The organism is Bordetella sp. FB-8 (genome assembly GCF_000382185.1).
Taxonomy (GTDB): domain Bacteria; phylum Pseudomonadota; class Gammaproteobacteria; order Burkholderiales; family Burkholderiaceae_B; genus Bordetella.
This window is the reverse complement of sequence record NZ_KB907784.1, coordinates 3,624,927-3,641,947: the sequence shown is the minus strand read 5'-3', so window position 1 is coordinate 3,641,947 and position 17,021 is coordinate 3,624,927. Positions and strand designations below refer to the sequence as shown.

General features: G+C 59.4%; 9 protein-coding genes and 4 pseudogenes. 11 read left to right on the top strand and 2 right to left on the bottom strand.

The features are described from left to right. Window positions 1–392 precede the first annotated feature (392 nt). The 3 genes and pseudogenes from H143_RS21015 to H143_RS21005 all read left to right on the top strand — a co-directional run. Window positions 393–1,253 carry a hypothetical protein gene (locus H143_RS21015; RefSeq protein WP_033365601.1) on the top strand — a complete coding sequence of 287 codons (861 nt, stop codon included), beginning with the start codon at window positions 393–395 and terminating at the stop codon, window positions 1,251–1,253. Between the two features lie 8 nt (window positions 1,254–1,261). Next, complete coding sequence (locus H143_RS21010; protein ID WP_155803424.1) at window positions 1,262–2,050, top strand: hypothetical protein; 789 nt, start codon at window positions 1,262–1,264, stop codon at window positions 2,048–2,050. Between the two features lie 365 nt (window positions 2,051–2,415). Then, window positions 2,416–3,282, top strand: a pseudogene (locus H143_RS21005) (tyrosine-type recombinase/integrase); the annotation flags it as partial. 232 nt (window positions 3,283–3,514) lie between these two features. On the opposite strand, the gene H143_RS22185 reads toward H143_RS21005, so the two are convergent. After that, window positions 3,515–4,281 (bottom strand): IS5 family transposase gene (locus tag H143_RS22185; RefSeq protein WP_155803420.1). Its coding sequence is split into 2 segments (ribosomal slippage): window positions 3,515–3,966 and window positions 3,966–4,281, totalling 768 coding nucleotides; the frame shifts between segments, so codons are not numbered across the junction. Window positions 4,282–4,844: 563 nt separating this feature from the next. On the opposite strand from H143_RS22185, the gene H143_RS0117320 reads away from it, so the two are divergent. From H143_RS0117320 to H143_RS0117310, 3 genes are read left to right on the top strand one after another with little or no spacing between them, the layout of a single operon-like run. Further along, window positions 4,845–9,998 (top strand): AAA domain-containing protein, encoded by a 5,154-nt coding sequence (locus H143_RS0117320; RefSeq protein ID WP_155803423.1) that lies wholly within the window; start codon window positions 4,845–4,847, stop codon window positions 9,996–9,998. Continuing rightward, window positions 9,995–11,026, top strand: coding sequence for a hypothetical protein (locus H143_RS0117315; protein ID WP_019939527.1), 1,032 nt, complete (start codon window positions 9,995–9,997; stop codon window positions 11,024–11,026). Before H143_RS0117320 ends, H143_RS0117315 begins: the two co-directional genes overlap by 4 nt. Next, complete coding sequence (locus tag H143_RS0117310; RefSeq protein WP_155803422.1) at window positions 11,023–12,033, top strand: hypothetical protein; 1,011 nt, start codon at window positions 11,023–11,025, stop codon at window positions 12,031–12,033. Before H143_RS0117315 ends, H143_RS0117310 begins: the two co-directional genes overlap by 4 nt. 161 nt (window positions 12,034–12,194) lie before the next feature. Here H143_RS0117310 and H143_RS22180 read toward each other — a convergent pair. Then, window positions 12,195–12,506, bottom strand: a pseudogene (locus H143_RS22180) (integrase core domain-containing protein); the annotation flags it as partial. Here H143_RS22180 and H143_RS21000 point away from each other — a divergent pair. The 5 genes and pseudogenes from H143_RS21000 to H143_RS0117285 form a co-directional block, all read left to right on the top strand. Further along, a pseudogene (locus H143_RS21000) lies at window positions 12,411–13,355 on the top strand (TrbI/VirB10 family protein); the annotation flags it as partial. The pseudogenes H143_RS22180 and H143_RS21000 sit on opposite strands and share 96 nt — an antisense overlap. After that, window positions 13,352–13,594 (top strand): annotated as a pseudogene (locus H143_RS20995) (DUF2274 domain-containing protein); the annotation flags it as partial. The pseudogenes H143_RS21000 and H143_RS20995, both read left to right, overlap by 4 nt. Window positions 13,595–13,707: 113 nt before the next feature. Continuing rightward, window positions 13,708–14,445: a type IV toxin-antitoxin system AbiEi family antitoxin gene (locus H143_RS0117295; RefSeq protein ID WP_026350188.1), complete on the top strand. Its 738-nt coding sequence runs from the start codon at window positions 13,708–13,710 to the stop codon at window positions 14,443–14,445. Beyond that, entirely contained in the window at window positions 14,442–15,353 is a 912-nt protein-coding gene (locus H143_RS0117290) for a nucleotidyl transferase AbiEii/AbiGii toxin family protein (protein ID WP_019939522.1), read from the top strand. The genes H143_RS0117295 and H143_RS0117290 overlap by 4 nt, the downstream gene beginning before the upstream one ends. Before the next feature lie 69 nt (window positions 15,354–15,422). Then, complete coding sequence (locus H143_RS0117285; protein WP_155803421.1) at window positions 15,423–16,547, top strand: hypothetical protein; 1,125 nt, start codon at window positions 15,423–15,425, stop codon at window positions 16,545–16,547. Window positions 16,548–17,021: the final 474 nt, after the last annotated feature.

The window sequence follows — 17,021 nt, the reverse complement described above, 5'->3', positions numbered from 1 at the left end:
AAAGCGTTTATTCCGACTATCCAAGGGCAGGCGCTGGATGCTTGGGGTGCGTTGTTCAGCCTGCCGGTAGTATGCGCCACGAACATTTGAGTTAGCTTCACATCAAACGGTGTTTTTAGTGAGGCACGTGGCGTGTTTCGTAGACTGGAAGGGCGGGGCACAAACAAGCGTAACTGATGTGGTTATGGTATAGTGAGCACAATTCCGTTTCTAGATTGCTTAACACAACAGGGCCGGAAGGAAGCTTTCTCCGACACGAGGTTGTCTAGTGTGCTAACCAACGCCACAGCATACTAAACACGCTTCGAGTATCGTCCAAGAAAGTATGGTGGCGTGACAAAATACACTAACGGGGCCATTGGCCCCGTTTTTCATTCGATAGAGAAAAGATCATGAGCCTGCAAGAAACTTGGGTACCGGTCGTTCAGGCCGCTCTCGAAGAGTATTTAAGCAAGAAATCAGGAGCCACCTCTGTCGTGGTGCCTGCCGCTCCGCTTAAGCCTTTGGTTGTTCGCAATGCTGAACAACTGGGTCTTAAATTTCCGCCCGAGGGATATGAGCGCATCAAATTTGTCGATTTTCTTGATCTCTTTCCCTCCGTTATCAGAACTCGCCGCCGCCCCGGGCAAGACACGTTAGTAGTAAAGGCTCAGGATGTTGATCTCCTGAATCAGGTAGATAAGGAAGACTCGGATCTTGCCACCAAGCGTGAGCGCATCTCGTTTAGGACGGATGTATTTAACGCCTTTACCAAAATACTTTCTGAGGGCCAATGCTACTGGTACTCCAGAGAAAAGGATGAATTTTTTGTAGATGGGGCAAACGCGGAAGGGCAGTCCGATATTCAGGTTCCTTTCCTCACTCTTGAAGATGTTCTTACTGAGAGACGAGATTTTGCCAACACAGTTACGGCTATGGCGCAGCGCGACGAATTACTTGGCGCACTGAATGCAGGAGAAGCTCCGCTTGGGTCGTTTAGTCGTGCGGTGAAGATAAATCACCTTGAACGCGCTTGGCATATATTTAGGGTTGCCCGTCTTGCGCAACGGATTAAGGGATGGGCAGAATCTGTCGGCGTAAAAAACAGTCCTTCTTGGGAGTGTGGGGCACAATCAGCCAAGTCAGAGCCAGATACGGTCACAGCGAGAGACACAAATGCTTTCCTGGCTGGATTGATGCAGATGAGACCAGAAGATGTGTCGCGCATCATGGTGCCTCTCGATATTGTTTTGAAATTGATTCGACGTGACTGACAATGCCAGTGGCTATCATTTTCGGCTTGCCTAAGCCGCAGGCTGATCGTATCAAGGGCGAAATCAAGAAGGGCGTCCATGTATGGAGCGACGGCTGGATTGTTCATTTTGTTCCACCTACTGGCGCAAAATCTCAAATGCGTGAGGCGGACATACGGGTGGCATTGACGAACGCAACAGCAGCAAATCAGTCGGTTCACGTGCTTGGTATTACAAACCAAGGGGGTGACACAAAGAAAGAGACTGCCGCACACTTCTTGCCGTACTTCCGATTTCGATGGCTCCCTGGCCAATGGTTGGCGCTTCCGTACCCCTCACCTGAAGACTTCATAAGCAAGGTTAATGAAACTTTGGTCGATGAGGATGACTGGAGGCGGGTAGTCCAGCCAGATAGTATTGCCTCGCCTTTGTTGCTACCAGAGTCTTCTTTTTCAACAAAGCTATCAGATATATGGGACTTGGCTACAAGGTACGGTGATGGGTGCAACGCCGGTTGTGATCGGCGGAAAAATGAGTTTGATCGCATTCATTACAAGCCGCACACCTCAAAAAAACACGCAAAGGATTATTTCTGGACGGACGATGCTCAACGGATATTTGACCACACCAAGGAGCAGCACGGAGAGGCCCCCGAATTGAGGCAATGGAAATATTCTTTTAGAATCCCCATTGGCTTTCACTACGATGTTCGGCATGCGGAAGCCCGCAAGTTTACTGTGGCCGGAGCTATTCGGTCTGAGAATGTTGAGTCGGGGGGATACGTAAATCTCGATTCACATGGGCACTTTCGCGATTGAGGGAAGACTCACGACGAGTTGCAAATTTCTCATGGCATGCATTCCTCTAAATATGGTATTTTTCATGGCATCGGATCGTATGCATTCACCTAAGCGATTGATTTTATTTGTATTTTCTACCTAATTGACATCTGAGTGGGAATGACCTAAACTGTTCCGAAGTCGCTTCGAGAGCTCGGTTTTTCGTGTTTTTCCTTTTAAAACATGGGGTTATTGTCCGTGTAGATCTGTGTTGATCCGGGCAATGCCAGGTGGGAATGTCGGTACTGTTGACGGTATTGACGTTCCCTCCTCGGATGGCCTTGCCCGATACCGTCAAACTGCTATGACGGTATCGGTTGACGGTATACGTTCGAGGAGGCTGTATGCTCACCGATATGCAACTACGGGCGCTAAAGCCCGGTGAAAGAATCTACAAAGTGGCTGACCAACTGGGGCTTTACGTCGCCGTAATGCCTTCCGGTGCGATTAGTTTCCGATATGACTATCGAGTGAATCGCCGTCGGGAGACCTTGGTCATCGGCCGATATGACCCGCAACTTCCGTCTCGGAAGGCACGTGAAGCAGACGAATTGAGTTTTGGTATGTCCGTCGGCCTCGCGGAAGCTCGGCTTTTGCTTGCTCAGGCACGTAGGGAAATCCAGCAAGGGAATAGCCCCTCCCGCTCAAAAGTCGAAAAGCGGGTGGAAGCCAATGACGCTTTCACGTTCGGAAATTGGGCCGAAAAGTATTTCGCGGAAGCGGCCTTAGCGGAGTCAACGTGCTCGATGCGCAAATCCGTGTACGAGCGCAATCCCGCGTCGGAACTTGGCAAGCTGAAGCTGGAGGAAATCACGCCGGCTCGACTTATGGCACGTTGCGAGAAGATTAAGGAGCGCGGTGCTGCTGCGCAGGCGGTCCACGCAAGGGAAATCGTGCTGCAGGTGTTTCGCTTCGTGCAGGCGAGGGGAATCAAGGTCGAGAATCCGGCTGCGTCCATCAGACCCAGTGCGATCGCCACGTTCAAGGCGCGTGATAGGGCACTGAACCCGGAAGAGATTCATATCTTCTTCAACGCTCTTGAGCAGACAGCCACTATGTCAACGTTACGTCTCGCAGTGAAGTTCATGCTGCTGACGCTTGTCCGTAAATCAGAATTTATCGACGCCACATGGAACGAAATTGACTTTGAAACTGCAATCTGGACCATCCCAAAAGAACGCATGAAGGCTGGACGTCCGCATCGGGTCTACAGCCATTGAACACTGAACTCTCTGTTCATGGAGAGTGGAGCCCCAAGGGGCGTGCTGAAATATAGTCGAAAGCCATCGTTTCCATTCTAATTCGTAATTATGCTAAATGGCTATATTGGCTGTGGTTCTGAATATGTCCGGTAATTTCGTGAGGTCTCTGAGCAGGTTATGTCCGCCTTGAAACCCGAAAAATACGAATGGCAGATGCGACCAACGCGAGGACTAGGTCCTGTTAACACAAAACACGAAGACCATCGACAACCAGCACGAAGCTGAGAAAGCCGAGGAACATCGCATCGAGTTTTTCGAAGCGAGAAAATATCCTCCGAAAACCTTTTAAGCGGCGAAACAAGCGCTCGACTTCGTTGCGGCGCTTGTACATCTCTCGGTCGTATTCCCAGGGTTCGATGCGGGTGCTGATCGGTGGGACCACCGGGATAAAACCGAGGTCCAGAGCGAGCTGACGCGTCTGGTTGCCTTCATAGGCTCGGTCCATCAGCAAGTGAATGGGACGACTCGTTGCGCCCAGGCTCGCGAGCAACCGCCTACCTTCTGGCGCATCGTGCGCCTGCCCGGGGGACAAGCCAAACGTTACGGCCGTTCGAGCATCCGCGGCAACCATATGAATCTTGGTGTTCCATCCGCCTCGGGACTTGCCGATAGCCTGGGGGCCGTTTTTTTTAGCGCACCTGTCCCATCGGGATGCACCTTGATGCTGGTGCTGTCCAGCGACACCGCCTCGATCTTGATGCGCACGACCTGCTCGCGCTGCAGTTGCTCGAACATCTTGTCCAGTACACCCGACTGGGTCCAGCGACGCATGCGCGTGTAGATCGTGTGCCAGTTGCCGAACCGCTTTGGCAGGCCCCGCCACTTGCAGCCATGTTCTGCAACGTACAGCATCGCGTTGACCACTTGCAAATTGGTCATGCTGACGTTGCCTCGCTGCTTGGGCAGACAATGTTCGACAAGGGCAAATTGCTCAGGTGTGATCTCCATGAACAACACTATCACGCATCCGAGGCATTAATTCAATTAGTGTTAACACGCCATAGTGTAGACCGGCTAAAGGTGATTGACCGATTGCCGTTAATGCAATGAGATCGCGTGCAGATGGCTATGGCGTGAATTTTTTCAGCTGATTCGCTTCGACAAACTGACGAACGTCGAGACTGGATTTCGGATGGGCACGAAACCGACTTACATTGTTTTGGTATTCACAGCGATGGATGGACACGCTGTCACGTCGTGTGTTCGACGCGCGATTGAAATTCAATGAATAGCGATAGCGTCAGTATCAAAGATACGGAAAGCAAATGTTCGGAAAAATCTGGCAAAGCATATCAGGGGTGCTCACAGAAGCATTTGGTATAAGGACATCGCCTGCCAGGAATGAGCCTGTCGCCGGCAAAAACAAACCATTTGACGAGGTGCGGAGCCATGTTGGGACGAAGCCGATTCCTGTCCTCGCGGCGTCTGATACTGATTCGTCTCCGCCAACGTCTCCTCGGCGCCTCGCACTTGCCGGGGACCGGTCGGTCCGCGTTCTGTCTCGCGATGTCTTGAAGTACTGGCACCAATGCCTGATTGCCGACGATGTATCCGGGATGGCGAGAGTCGATATCCGGATTGCCGTCAGCGAGCCAGGAAAACTCAAATGGAGTAATTTCAATCTCGGGTACGGTCCGAGGGCAGGTGAAGCGCTTCGAGTCCTGATTGCACGCGCCGATAAAGCCGATTCGCCCCGCTCGCAGGCGCTGCCGGTTGCGCCATCCGACATGGCTGATTCCGACGACGAGACAGAGGCCAGTGACGCAGACGATGAAGATGAACTCGATGACGAGCCGGAGTTCGTGGGCGACCTCCTGTCGATGGCGCTCGTCTTTCACCACACCGATAACCAGTCCTTCAGGACGATCTGGCCGAGCGAGGTTGTCGCCGATCAGAAGAAAAAGCAGGCGCCTGATCTGGATATCGTTTTCTGGTTTCCGTTCGATCTCGACAAGCAGGGTCACGTCTTTCCGCCGCGTGACGCGGAGGACCAATGGCCGCGCGTCGTGCGGCAATGGCTCGATCCACAACCTGCGAGTGAGCGCAAAGAGCTGCCGGATCCCATCGGCCATCTCGAATCATACCGGCAAACATTGGGGACTTTCTTTGCCGCCGCAGACCGGGACGCATCGTTTGACGGCTATATAGACGGCTGCTGTCGGGTTTTCGAGGCGTTGCAATCGAGCGCTGCCGATGCGGGCTACCGGCGTGCGCAGGGGCACTGGGTCGCCATTCCGCGAACGCTGGGTTTTGCGGTCCGAGCCCTATCGTCCGTCTACGAAGCCATGCCTGCGGATCGGCCGCTCGGCGCCCTGGAGCAACTGCTTGGCAACGGCGGCCCGTCGCTTGCCTCCGATGTGAGCGTGCCGCTCAGTGAAGACACCAGCCGGCGTCATATTGCAATGGTTGACAAAGGCGCGAAGGCTGAGCGTCCAGACCTCGAGCGGAGCGCGGATCCATTGAACGACTCCCAGCGCCGCGCGGTGCATGCGCTGATCGAGTTGCGCAACGAACCGGGCGTGATCTCGGTCAGCGGCCCGCCTGGGACCGGGAAAACGGCCATGTTGCGGGCCATGATCGCTAATCAGTGGGTCACTGCGGCCTACGAAGGCCGCGATTCATGTCCGGTGACGCTGGTATGCGGCGCGACTAATCAAAGCGTGGAAAACGTCATGGGTACGTTTGACGGCGCGGTGGGTGAAAAAAACGCGCTTTCGAAACGCTGGCTCAGGGGGTTCGGCAGGCAAAGACTTGGGCTTACCGCCAGTCTTCCGTCCGGAAGGAAGCGTGACAATCATAGGAAGCGCTTTGCCATCATGGTGACGCGGCGCAACGGCACGATCCAGGTCGGCGGAGTCGGTGCGTCGCGCACGTACGCCAGGAAGCGGCATCTGCCTGCGGCTGCGTTGCACTGGGCTAGCGAATTCGCGAACGCGCTCCAGCACGTCGATGCGCTGCGTGCGATGTTTACCGACGCGCAGCGCACGGAGGTCGAACGCGGGGTAAAGGCGCTTGTTTCGATTGCCAAGGCCGTCGGTCAGTGGAGCAAACAATGCAAGTATCGCGATTTGCCGACCGGCGCGGTGACCGACAAGGTGCTCGGCGACACGGTGTCGCTATTGAGCGGGCTTGTGAGCATTTTGCATGAGGGCTTGCGCATGGCTGTTCATACACAGGCTCAGGCGCGTGACGCGCTGCTACTCGAACCGGGTATGGACCTGGAGGCGCGGTTTCCGTCCGTGGGCGGGTCGTCGAAGTGGATTGCGGCGTTGTGCGAGGACCTCGCGCAATCGGCGAGTAGCGATGAACGGCGGCTCGGCGCCGAAAAAATGCTCGATGTCGTGCTTCGTCCGACCGCGTTTCATCTGGCGGCACGTTACTGGGAAGTGCGCTGGCTGATCGGTCTTGCCTCGCCTGAAGCCGGCAGGCAAGCGGAATTGCGGCGTCTCGCGATGTTGTTTCCTTGCATGGTCTCGACCCTGCACAGCGCACCGAGGTTATTGAAGGACGGTGACTCGCCGATGTTCGGCTTCGCCGATCTGCTGATCGTCGACGAAGCGGGGCAGGCGGCGCCGGAACTGGGCGCGGCCGTCTTGAGCCTCGCGCACCAGGCCGCGGTGGTGGGCGACATGAAACAGCTTGCGCCCATCTCGTCGGTGACGCAGGAGTTGGACAAGCGGCAGATCGACGATCGTTGGGGCGGCGACGCCGTGCTTGATGTCTGGAAGCGGCGCGGCGCAGATGCCGCAACCGGGTCGGTCATGAAGCTCGCGGCAACGGGCGCGTCGCGGTCGGAATGCGCGCCGGACGGTACGGTGCGCGATGGCCTGCTGCTGCGGGAGCACTACCGCTGCGCTCGATCGATCATCAACGTCTGCATCGATCTGCTGTACCACGATCATGACCGCGACGCGAAAGGAAATGTGGTTGCGCGCGAGCTGGTGCCAATGATCGGGGACCCGCTTGCCGGCGCGTTGAGCGACGCCGATCTGGCGATTTTCGACGATGAGTCGCATGAGGGGGTATTGCGCGAGCGGATGAAACGCAGCTATCCGCTGCCGCCGCTCGCCTTCTATCAAACCGGTGGTCCGAACGATGAGCCGGTCAAGGGTGATTCATGGTCGAATCAGGGCGAAGTCGATGCGATCGTGCAGTGGCTGGCGACGACGGGACGGCAACTGTGCAAGTGGATCGCGCGCTCTGAGGGCCGGGTCGGGCAGTTCGAAGACCTGGCGAGCGTGGTGGCGATTGTCACGCCGTTTCGAGGCCAGGCGCAGGCGATCCGCGAGGCCATCGAGAAGGCGCTCGACGCCGACTGGTCGTTGGCCGGGAAGCCCGATCTGAGCAAACGGATGACGATCGGAACCGTGCATACGCTGCAGGGTGCCGAAAAGCCGGTGGTGCTGTTCAGCGCGGTGAACAAGGACAGCCGCGCGACGCGGCGCGCGCCCGACAACTACCGCGAGCGGGTATTCATCGACCGCGACGACGGCCGCCTGTTGAACGTCGCGATCAGTCGCGCGCAGAAGAGTTTCATTCTGTTCGGTCACACGGATCTGTTTTTCTCGCAGGAAGCGTTGCATCCGGAAAACGATCTGCCGTCTGCGATAGTGGGCCGGTGCCTTGCCGGTGTGCGCGAGCCTGAGCGCGAAGCGCGCACCGGCGCATGCCGTGCCCCGGCAACCAAGCTCGGACCGACACAACTGATGGTCGTGGAATCCACCCACAAGGCGAAGATCATCCAGGCGCTGATGCCGCTGCAGATGCAGGTCTTCGGTTCCGGCGGTCATATCCGGGATTTGCGCGGACCCGGCGCGGTTCGCTGGGAGGAGGGGCTGCTGCCTCGCTGGCATCTCAGCGAACGGGACGTTCAGAACGACGTGCAAGGGTTGTTGAGGCGTACGGCATCACGCTTGCTACAGTGCGAAGAACTGGTGCTGGGCACCGACAACGATGCGCAAGGCGAGGCGATCGCATGGCATATCCTCGACGTGTTGCGAACCGCACCATGGTTTGCACATGTGAAACGGATCCGGCGCGTCCGGTTCGACGCACTGACGGCGCCGGCGCTCACCAGCGCGCTCGCCGTCGCGACCGTCGTCGAGTTGACCGGCGATACGCCGCAAGCCCGTCTGCACAGCGCGTGCGCGGCGTTGAACATGGGTGTGGCCTACGGCGCACTGGCAACGAGAGTGCTCGACAATCTGATTGGCTCGGTCTATGCGCGACATGACGTGCCAGGCGGCGGCCGGGTCAAGGGCCCCTTGCTGCGCGCGCTGGCGGGCGAGGGCGATGAACGCGACGCGCCCGGTGGTTGCTACGGTCTCGACATCCACCTGCGGATGAAGCAGATCCCGCAGTCCGTTCCGGCGCGTCTGGTCGTGAGCCGCGCGGCGGGCGCCTGGAGACCATGGGGCACGGCGAGCCGCGAGGACGCCGAGCGCAGTATCGAACTGCTTCGACAGGCACGGTTGAGCACGCACGCCTGTCTCGTGTCGGAAGACATTGTTAGTGTGCCGAGCGACGCGGCGATCGGCACCAATGCGGTGTTGAGGGAAGCGTTTCGCCGTTTGGGCCTGATGCCATGGGAGACCATGGCAGCGCTGCAGGCACTGTATGAGCATCTGCCTGCGGCGAGCGTGTCGCAGCAAGGTGCCGATGCACCGCGCAGCCGTCTGGCGGCCGGTGCGTGGGCCTTGGTGGACGAGGCCGGCGTCATCCAGTTGACGCAGGAGGGCGTCGTGCAGGCGGGCAAGGTGCTGCGCGATCCGTGGCTGTCGACCATCAGTTCTGGAGCGCTGCTCAATGCGTTCGATCACGCGCTTTCGCTGTTGGCGCAACAGCGATCCGCGAGCGTCGACGACTATACGGCTTTCGTGTCGCACTGGGCGCGTCGTTTCGACGATGCGCCCAGTGCCGCAAGTGTGCAAGCGCCGGCCGGCCCGACGCTCCATGCATCCGGCTGCGAACTCGACCTGTTCGCCGGGCTGCCGCACGTGGCCCGTCCCGCCTGGCGAAGCTGCAGCGCTCATCCAGCCGTGAACGATCGCGGTGCAAATTTCGAAACCCTCGGAGGCGAGCTTGCGCCGGCCGACCCCGCAGCGGGCGAAGACGCCGGCGCGCGCGACGGCGCTCACGGCGCGTTGACGCCGCTCGATATGAGGTTGTCCGCGCAGAGCGAGCTGATGGCGCGGTTTTCGCCTAGGCAACGCGAGGTCTATGCGATGTTGCGCGATATGACGCTGGCGTCGGTCGTCAGGGATGGCGAGGTAAGGCTGCTTCGGCAGGTCTTCCCGCTTGAAGGCATCGACATCGGAAGCGGCGGCGTGCAGTGGGGTGTCGAGATCGTCGCCGCCGCCGAGGTGACGTATCGCGGGTGGTTCGACGCCGACCCGGCCGGCTGGGAATGCGTGGCACGCCAATGGGGTGGTGCCGGCGTCGGTGCGAGGCTGTCTGATGGCTATGTGAACGGCGTGCTGCGGGTCGACCCGCATGTGCGTACGCGATCCCTGTCGACGCCGACCGTCGACCGTCTGTTGGACTGGATGGAGGCGCGTGGCCTCGGCCGGCCGTCGACCTTCAGCGCGCACATCGAAGCCTTGCTGAATGGCGTTCCCCGCGTCGCGCAGGTGTCCAGCGAAGCGGAACTGGAGACCGCGCCATGAGCCAGGTTTTCCAGCACATGACGGCCGTGCGGACAGCTTTCGACGCCTGTCTGCGGACTCCGGGCGATGCTGCGGCGCGCGCCCGGTTCGTCGCCGAGCATCAAAACCACCAGGGCAGTTTCGTCGAGTCGTTCGATGTGGGTGGCATCACCTATCCACGCACCGATGGCCATCGGCTCAGCGAATTGCTAGCTCGCTCCGCGATCGATGAATTCTTGAACCGCAACGGTGCGCCGTCCGATCTAAAGCTGGATGTGGTTGCGGTGGCCTATCCCCTGTCGGGCGAAGTGCTGCGACAGGAAATCGAGGCGGTCGTGAAGACGGCCAGGGCCATTGCCGCACTGGACTGGAAGGCGGCGAGCGTTGCCGTGGACGACGCTCGCGCACTGCGCGAGTTGCTGCGTATGCCAACCACCGCCGACACTTATGACGCGCTTCGGGCGAAGGTGCGGACCGGCATGGTGGACGGCATCAATCCGTATTTCGGCTTTAACGCCGATCACCTGATCGCGGACAAGGCATTGCGCGGCGTTGGCACGGGGCGCGGCGATTCCAGTACCAAAGCGGAAGGTTTCGCCACGTTTTTGCAGGATGGGCAGAACAAGGGCTCGCAGCACAAGTTCGCGACCGACGCGCAAAACGCGGTGTATCAGACATTCAAGCTGCTTGGCCGCAATCCGACTCTGGGTGAATATCTCGAACGCGTGCATATCTGGATGACGAATATCTATACGCTGGCGGATCTGACAGTCGACGCCGTGGCGAACAACCGTCACATGAGCAGCGCGCGAGACTTTCAGGAACATCAGGTCAAAGGTTTCGCGATAGCTCAGGCCGGTTTCATGACCTGGCCGGAGCGTCAACAGGTGGGACGGGCCATCGCGACCGCCTTGCTGATCGAAGCGCGTGAACACTACACCCGAATCGGCTGGCCGATGACGCGTGAATTGCCCTTGATCAGTGACACGCTCGCGGCGTCTGCCCCCGTCATTGTGCCGCCACAACCCGCGCTGGGCGGTGACGCATGACGTCCTCCAATGCAACTGACAAAGCAATGCGTTTTCATCGATATGAATCGGCCGATCTCACGATGATCCAGGACACGGCTTTTTGGGCGATCCATGCGCGAGACGACGAAGGTCAGAAAACGTCGTGGATACTGCATGGCAATCTGCAACGGGATCGCTTCGAACTGTCGTGCGACGTCTGGGTGCCGGATGCGATTCAGGCGATTGTCGGCGATGTGAACGGGTATGTCTGGGGTATCACGGCCAATAACCTGCTCGTGACCAACGCGCCGATGCACGGACAGTCCGGTTGGTCGGCGATGGCAGTGCATCCCGGTCTTCATGGCGCGCCGGTCTGGCATGCGCGCGAACTGGTATTCGCGCGCGCCGGCGGTGCGGCTGGCGAGGTGGCGGTCTGCCTGCTCTGGGACGCGGGCGATTTGCTGATCGGAACGTTCAGTCGGCGCGTGTACTGTTGGGACGGTGAGGTCGCGCGTCTTGAATACGACGGCGGGGCGCCCGATTTCGCCGGCGGCATCAACGATCTGGTGGCGACGCGCAGTGGCGTGTTTGCGCTTGGATACGGCGGCACGCTCGTGCGGCGCGGCGACAATCGGAACTGGTTGGCACTCGATACGCCGTGGTCCAGGGACGACGCTGCATACGTGAACGTGGTCGCGGGCGTCCAAGATCCGAGCGGAGAACTTCGTGTGGTCGTCGATGGCGGCTGGGTGTTGGCGGCGGATCATGCAACCGCGCGCGTGACGCAGAGGGTTTCGGCCAAGCCGCTTGGCATTGCGCTGTTTCAGGAAGACCTGTACGTCGGCACGATGGCCGGCTGCTATCAACTGATGGGGGCGGGCTACGCCGCGCCGGTCAAACGCGGTGTGGCAATAGGCAAGCTGATAGGCGCCGGCCACACTTTGTTGGCTATCGACGCGGCGCCGGACGATCCGGATCGGGCCGCGCTCCGTGTATGGATTCGGACGCGGACGACTGATCGGTGGTTGACGCGCTCCGTTGGCTAAGCGAAGTTTACCGGCAGCCGCGAAGAACCTCTACGGGTCGATCGCGAACCGGAGCGAGTAAGAGTATACGCGGCTTCGCGCATCCTCGGATCCACAACAGCTGATCAAAAGTCAGTTCGATGGCAAGTTGAACCGCCCCGGGTTTCGCGGAGGCTGTTTAGTTAAAGTAAGACGGCCTCATCGGATGGGGTTCCGAGTCGGTTGTAGTAGTTTGCCTCAGCTTCGGCAGGCGGGATATAGCCGATCGATGAGAGCAGGCGTTTATGGTTGAACCAGGCGACCCATTCGAGGGTAGCCAGTTCGACCGATTCCCGGTTTTTCCAGCGGCCGCGCCGATGAACCAATTCGGCTTTGTAGAGTCCATTGATTGTCTCAGCCAGTGCGTTGTCGTAGCTGTCGCCGCGGCTGCCGACCGAGGGCTCGATGCCAGCCTCGGCCAGGCGCTCGCTATAGCGAATACTGACGTATCGGGCGGATTCAACCGGTCGTCGGTGTTCTTTCGTTCCAGCAACCAGCGCGCTTCAGCTGCGCCGGCGCAGACCGCTTCGGTCGCGTCGGCATCCGGCCTGGCGGGCTTCGACCCGCAGGCCGCCGGCCTGGCCTCGATGGCGGCGCAGCCGGCCGACCCGACTGCCGTGCAGAACCGGCAAGACCAGAAGGAGGCGTTCCAGAAAGCCGGAACTACGGAAATCCATAATTCCGGCAACCTGCAAATGCCGACCTCGCCGTATCAGGTCATGGCCGGAACAGTAATCGCGGCGGCGCTGGTGACGGGCATCAAATCCGACCTGCCGGGTGACGTGATCGGCGCTGTGACAGCGCCGGTCTACGACACGGCGACCGGACGCTATCTGCTGATCCCGCAGGGCTCGCGCATCCTCGGCAAATACAACAGCCAGGTCGCCTACGGGCAGAGCCGTGTGCAGATCGTGTGGAACCGCATCATCCTGTCGGACACGTCTTCGCTCACGCTCGACAACCTGGTCGGTGCCGATCCGGCCGGCTATGCCGGCCTAGAGGATGGCGTCGATTGGCATTGGGGACGCATCCTGGCGGGTGCAGCACTGTCCACCGTGTTGGGTGTGGGTTCCGAACTGGCTGTCTCCAATCAGGGAAACGTCAACGGCAATACCGTCATCGCGCTACGAGACAGCGCGCAGGACACGGCCAATCAGGTCGGCCAGGAATTCACGCGCCGCAACCTCAACATCCAACCGACGCTGACCGAACGGCTGGGCTTGCCGGTCAGCATCATCGTCAACCGCGACCTAGTGCTGCGGCCGTACCAGCCGATGTTCTTCAACCGGGGGACTTCACGATGAGCACGGCTCGTAAGCTGCGGCTGGGGCCGCTACCCAAGACCGAGAGCGTGAAGCTGACCTTCGCGTGCCCGGCCACGCTCAAGGCCGACCTCGACCGATACGCGGCCATGCACGCGCAGACCTACGGCGAAGCGGTCGATGCGACGACGCAGATCCCGCACATGCTGGAGGCGTTCATCGCGGGGGATCGGGGGTTCAGACGGGGCAGGGGAGACGACACCCGACTAGCCCCCCCGCGCGGCTATGCCGAAGGGGTGAGATTTTGGAAATGTTGTTGTTGTCGTATCTATACTACGACTGGTTGCACCATATCAAATTGACTTCCACTTGGGAAAGTTATAGAAGTCGTAGTATGGCTACGACTAACTCAAGCAAACTAAATGCGCTCTACACCCGGCTGGCACCGGGGACGCCACTGACTTCTGAGGACTTGGCGGCGCTGGGCATCTCTGCCGATCTGGCCGTCCACTACGTCCGGGCAGGTTGGCTCACGCGCCTGGCCCGCGGGGTGTTTGGTCACCCGAACGATCCCTTGGCCCTGCATCCCAGCCTGCTGCTGTTGCAGCGTAGGTTCGAGGGCTTGCACGTCGGCGGCAAGTCGGCGCTCGACTGGTATGGCGTGCGCCAGTACGTGTCGCAACAGCCGGTGCTGCATCTGTATGGATGGACGGCGGCGCGTCTGCCGGAATGGTTCACCGAACGCTTCCCGGCCGAGTACCACCGCAAGCGTCTGTTCGACGAACAGCCGGACGCCTTGCTGCACGTCGGCCCGTTCGAGCAGCGCAGCGGAGCGCCGAAGGTGTCGGCGCCGGAGCGCGCCTTGCTGGAACTGTTGAGCGAAGTTGGCGTGCGCCAGCCCTTGCAGGAAGCCCGCGAACTCGTCGAAAGCGCGTACAGCCTGCGCGCCGACGTGCTGCGCGAGCTGTTGCAGCACTGTACGAACATCAAGACTGTACGGCTGTGCCTGCAACTCGGCCGCGAGGCATCGCTGCCTTGGGTGGACAAGCTTGATCCTGCCACACTGCCAACGGGCAGCGACCGGCCCTGGGTGTCTCGCTCGACCGATGGCCTCTTGGTACTCAAGCCATGAACCAGACCTATCTCGATACCGCGCGCCTGCTGACGCAGGTGGCGCCGCTGGTGTTCGTGGACGACACCTTCGCATTGAAGGGCGGCACGGCAATCAATCTGTTCGTGCGCGACATGCCGCGTCTGTCGGTCGATCTCGATTTGGTTTTTCCCGATCACACGTCGCCGCGTGACGAGGCGCTGGCGCTCATCAACGAGGCCGTCAGGCAAGCCGCCGAGCGGCTGAAGAAGCGAGGGTTCCAGACACACACGCCGGCGGCGGCAGCAGGGGAGACGAAGCTGCTGGTGCGCCGTGGCTCGATCCAGGTCAAGGTCGAAGTCAACTTCGTCATGCGTGGCACGGTGCAGCCGGTGCGTCACGCGTCACTCACGCCGACCGCGCGCGACGTGCTGATGGCCGATCTGGACATCCCGGTGGTGTCGTTGGAGGACGTGTACGGCGGCAAGCTGGTTGCGGCGTTGGATCGGCAGCACCCGCGCGACCTGTTCGACGTGATGCAGCTCTTTGCACACGAGGGCATCACGCCCGGCATCCGGCGCGCCTTCGTGGTCTATCTGTCCAGCAGCAACCGGCCGATCCATGAAGTGCTGTTCACACCATTGCGGGACATCCGGCACGACTACGAGCACAACTTTCAAGGCATGACGGCCGAGCCGGTGCCGCTCGATGCGCTGCTCGCCGCGCGAGAACGTATGGTGCGCGAAATCCAGCAGGGCTTGGACGAGAACGAAAGACGCTTCCTGCTGTCGCTGGCTGCCGGCACACCGCAGTGGTCGTTGCTCGGCATCGCGCACCTCGAACACCTGCCGGGCATCCGTTGGAAGCTGCACAACCTGGCGCAGTTGCAGAAGACCGATGCGAAGAAGTTTGCCGAGCAAGCAGATACGCTGGCCGCACGGTTGGGGTAGGGGAGATTCCTCAACACAAGTCGGCCTGCCCCGAAGCCCGTTGGACCTTAACAATGGACACGAAACCCAGTGACTTCTCCTCGCATTGCCGACCGATTTGCGTTCCATCTTTCTACGCCACAGATCACGGTCGATGAGTACGAGCGACGCCGCGTGATCGAACTCGGCGAGTGGGTCGCTGCGCGGGATCGTATCTATCTCGACAAGTGCTTCTGGATTCACCTGCGCGCCGCACGCACGCTCGCGTCGAGTCCACCGGGCGCGGCGGATCTGTTGGATGCCCTCGTAGCGGGTGTCTCCAATGGGCAGTTGGTGTGTCCCATCAGCGATGCACTGTTTCTTGAACTAATGAAGCAGTCGGACCCAGTAACCCGGGGTGCAACGGCCGAACTGATTGACGAGCTGAGCTGCGGTATCACGCTTAGCCCCGAACCGACGCGCGTGGCGACGGAGGTGGCGCATTTCCTCCACGCGAATGTTGGGCACAGCGTTCATCCATTGGAACACTTGGTCTGGACCAAGGTCCCGTACATCCTGGGTGTCCAGCATCCGGTGGCCACAGCCTTCCCAGAGGATGAGCGGCTCGTCATTCAGAAGGCGTTCTTCGACCACTTCTGGGAGGTTTCTTTATCGACGATGGTTGGGACCATCGGAGACGCTTGGCCGCTCGCTTCGCCATTCGTCGACATCGCCGATCGGCTGAATCGTGACAACGCGGCGCATGCTCCGTCGATGAAGAGCTTCGCGCAGGTCTATCGCGACGAGATTAATGGTGTCCTGGAACTCGCAGCTCCGATCGCCGCCGAGGTGCTGCACGACATGGCCGTGAAGTCGCTTGGCCCTGGCATCCAACCTTCAGCAGATGAGCGGGAAGGAATCACGAGGCAGTGTCTCGGCTTGTTACGGGCAGCGGTTCGGAAGCCAGTCGGTCGGCGGGCTCTGCGCACGCTGCAAGTTGGTGCTCTGTTGCATGCGGCGCTACGCTGGAACCGCACGCAGAAACTGAATGCCAACGACATGTTCGACTTTCATCATGCCGGCGCCGCGTTAGGCTACTGCGATGCTCTTTTGACGGACGGGCCTATGCACACGCTTCTGATGCAGCGGCACTTGGCCATTGAGCGCGATTTCCCGTGCCGGGTCATGTCTTCCGTTGAAGACGCTGCCACTTGGGTTCGGCATCGCATCGCGTGATGGGTCGGAAGAAACTCTCGTATGCGAAATCACAGTGCGAGGTGAGAGGCTGAAGTTCGGCCCCTTGTTCGGTATGATCGAAGCTGATTGATGATGAGCCGATGCCGCGTAAACCCGCGCCAGCAAAGGGTGTGTTTTTCTGACGGTAAAAGCGACGGTAAAGGCTCATGTCGATCAAAGCCAATCCCTTTAACCACGCGGACTTGCATGACTCGTTGATGATCGAGTGGGAGTGAGGGGTGTGTATAATTCCTATATAAATCAATGGTTTATATCGATTTTTGATGTACGTGAGCACGATATCAATGGTGCTTCTCGAAAACTCTAAGCTATTGAAAGATATGGATTTTTTGTTGCAGTAAAAAACCTTTCGAAGTGATCAGCGAAGAATGCTGCGCTACTTTTTGACGGTATTTTTGACGGCATCCCAGCGTTGCTGGATTGACGCCGATTTTTACCGCCATTCGCTCGGGC

Bases quoted from the DNA above. Each gene is read 5' to 3' on its own strand.
- H143_RS0117315 (WP_019939527.1), top strand. From the start codon at position 9,995: ATGAGCCAGGTTTTCCAGCACATGACGGCCGTGCGGACAGCTTTCGAC.
- H143_RS21015 (WP_033365601.1), top strand. From the start codon at position 393: ATGAGCCTGCAAGAAACTTGGGTACCGGTCGTTCAGGCCGCTCTCGAA.
- H143_RS0117290 (WP_019939522.1), top strand. From the start codon at position 14,442: ATGAACCAGACCTATCTCGATACCGCGCGCCTGCTGACGCAGGTGGCG.
- H143_RS0117310 (WP_155803422.1), top strand. From the start codon at position 11,023: ATGACGTCCTCCAATGCAACTGACAAAGCAATGCGTTTTCATCGATAT.
- H143_RS0117295 (WP_026350188.1), top strand. From the start codon at position 13,708: ATGGCTACGACTAACTCAAGCAAACTAAATGCGCTCTACACCCGGCTG.